This window comes from Nocardioides pelophilus (genome assembly GCF_014180685.1).
GTDB lineage: Bacteria > Actinomycetota > Actinomycetes > Propionibacteriales > Nocardioidaceae > Nocardioides > Nocardioides pelophilus.
Genome location: NZ_JACEHF010000266.1, coordinates 1 through 2,868 on the forward strand (window position 1 = coordinate 1; position 2,868 = coordinate 2,868).

The window sequence follows — 2,868 nt, forward strand, 5'->3', positions numbered from 1 at the left end:
CCCGACGCCTCCCACGGCGGCCCCGACGCCGCCGACGCCGCCGACGCCGCCGACTGGGGCGCCCACCCCGCCGCCTTCGTCCGCCGTGCCGCCGCCGGGCTACCACACCCCGCCGCCGCCGGCGCCGTACCAGCAGCCGCCGATGCCCGGCCAGGCCTACCAGCCGTACGGCGCCCCGCCGCCCGTGCCGACCGGGTTCGGGATCGGGCTCGCGCCGGGCGCGAAGGTCCCCGGGCAGATCGACCCGGAGACCGGCCTGCCGTACTCCGACAAGGAGCGGCTGACCGCCGGCCTGCTCCAGCTGATCCCGTCGATGATGGGCATCCCGGGCATCGGCCGGCTCTACACCGGCCACATGGCCATCGGTCTGATCCAGCTGATCGGGACCATCTCCGGATGGGTCTTCACCTGCATCCTGGTCGGCTTGCTCTGGGGCATCCCGCTGTGGATCTGGGGGGTCATCGACGGCGTGCTGATGCTGACCAACAAGCGATTCACCGACAGCGACGGGCGCGTGCTGCGCTGACCCTCGCCCTGGCGGCTACTCGACGGTGACGAAGTCGATGAGCTCCTCGACCCTGCCGAGCAGCTCCGGCTCCAGGTCGGCGAAGGAGTCGACCTTGGAGAGGATGTGCTGCCACGCCCGGGCGATGTCGGCCTGGTCGCGGTGCGGCCAGCCGAGGTGCTGGCACACGCCCTTCTTCCACTCGATGGTGCGCGGGATGGTCGGCCACGCCTCGAGGCCGATCCGCTCGGGCTTCACCGCCTGCCAGATGTCGACGAACGGGTGCCCGACGATCCGCACGTGAGGTCCGTTCGGCCCGCGCACGATGGCGTCTGCGATCCGTGACTCCTTCGATCCGCGCACCAGGTGGTCGACCAGCACGCCGACCCGGCGCTGCGGGCCGGGCTTGAAGGACACCAGGTGGTCGGCGAGGTCGTCGACGCCGCCGAGGAACTCCACGACCACGCCCTCGATCCGCAGGTCGTCGCCCCACACCTTCTCGACCAGCTCGGCGTCGTGCCGGCCCTCGACGAAGATCCGGCTCGCCCGCGCCACCCGGGCCTTGGCCCCGTGGACCGCGACCGAGCCGCTCGCCGTCCGCGTGGGACGTGCGGGTGCGTGCTTCCGGACGGGCGCGCTGAGGATGACCGGCTTGCCCTCGAGCAGGAAGCCCGGCCCGAGGGGGAACGTACGCCGCTTCCCGCGCCGGTCCTCCAGGGTCACCGTGTGCAGGTCGCGGTCGACCGCCACGATCTCGCCGCACCAGTCCGTGGTGACCTCCTCGACCACGGCGCCGAGGTCGGCGGGCGCGTCGACGGCCCGGCCGTTCTTCGGCTTCTTCCAGTCCCCGGCCAGAACGTCGGATCCGTAGCGATCGGTCACGACCGGCAACCGTACGGGCCGACCGGGCGCCCGTCGGGCTGCCGCGCCGTGAGGGCCGAGACGGGCGCTGAAGTGCGTTCTGTGGACGGATCCCGGGTCTGCCGTCAGACTCGAGGCGTGCTCGATCGCTCCACGGGCTGGTTGTACGAGCGCCTGGGATCCCGGTACTGGCTCGTGCTGGCGATCGGGCAGGCGCTCGTCTCCGTGCTCGTCGCCCTGCTGACGGTCGTGATCATCGCGTTCTACTACGACGCCGACCCGGCCGCCGTGGTCGACCTGGCGGTCTTCGGGGCGACCCTGACGGCGATCGCGGTGCTCGGAGCCTCCTGGCGGACCAGGTCGGCGTTCTGCGCCGTCCGCACCTGGCACGACAGTCCCGACCCGACGCCGCAGGAGACGGTCCGTGCCTGGGAGACGGCGACGACGCTGACCTACTGGCAGTACCGGCGCAACAGCTGGTGGGTGAACCCGTTGGTGATCCTGCCGACCGCGGTCTTCAGCGTGGTGCTCTTCGAGCTGGCCTGGTACGAGGTCTTCGTGACCCTGCTCGCCTGCATCGTGCCGGCGGCGTACGCCACGATCATGAGCTACTCCGCGGGCGAGATGCTGTCGCGGCCGATCGTGGCCGACATCGCGAAGGTGCTGCCCGACGACTTCGCCTTCGCCCGCGAAGGGGTGACGGTCCGCAAGCGGATCCGGCTCGGGCCGACCATCTACACGATCGGGAGCGGGCTGCTGGTGGCCAGTCTGGTCGGTGGCCGGGACGGGTCGGACCACCTGCTCCTCGCGATCGCAGCGTCGGTGGGGGTCGGACTCGCCCTGTCGCACGAGCTGTCCGTGCTGCTCGCCGAGGCCGTGTCCCGGCCGATCGAGGACGTCCGCGACGCGATGGCGCGGGTCACCCGCGGCGACCTGACCGCCCGGGTGCCGGTGATGACCAGCGACGAGCTCGGCGAGCTCGCGCACGACTTCAACGTGATGGCGCGCGGGCTCGAGGAGCGCGAGCAGATGCGGGCGGCGTTCGGCACCTACGTCGACAAGGAGGTCGCCGCGCTCATCCTCTCCGGCCAGTTCCCGGAGGAGGGCGTCGAGGTCGACGTCTCCATCATGTTCTGCGACGTGCGCGGGTTCACGTCGTACGCCGAGCGCGCGCCGGCCACGGAGGTCATCGCCACCCTCAACCGGCTGTTCTCGGTGATGGTGCCGATCGTCGACAAGCACGGCGGGCACGTCGACAAGTTCATCGGCGACGGGCTGCTGGCCGTCTTCGGCGCACCCGAGGTCTTCCCGGACCACGCCGACCGTGCGGTGGCGGCCGCGTGCGAGATCGTCCGGGCCACGGCCGGGGCGGGCACCGGCCTGAGCGTGGCGGCGGGCGTCAACACCGGCCGCGTCGTCGCCGGGTCGATCGGCGGCGCCGGACGGCTGAACTTCAGCGTCATCGGCGACGCCGTCAACGTGGCCGCCCGGGTCGAGGCGGC

3 protein-coding genes are annotated in these 2,868 nt (G+C 72.0%); 2 read left to right on the top strand and 1 reads right to left on the bottom strand.

Annotated features, from left to right (window positions below; genetic code table 11):
• On the top strand, positions 1-526 hold a 526-nt coding region (locus H0488_RS22665; protein ID WP_512698548.1), incomplete at its 5' end, for a TM2 domain-containing protein.
• Positions 527-541: 15 nt separating this feature from the next.
• Here the strand turns inward: H0488_RS22665 and H0488_RS22670 are convergent.
• Positions 542-1,387, bottom strand: coding sequence for a DUF3097 domain-containing protein (locus H0488_RS22670; RefSeq protein WP_183101459.1), 846 nt, complete (start codon positions 1,385-1,387; stop codon positions 542-544).
• Positions 1,388-1,504: 117 nt separating this feature from the next.
• On the opposite strand from H0488_RS22670, the gene H0488_RS25190 reads away from it, so the two are divergent.
• On the top strand, positions 1,505-2,868 hold a 1,364-nt coding region (locus H0488_RS25190), incomplete at its 3' end, for an adenylate/guanylate cyclase domain-containing protein (RefSeq protein WP_183101460.1).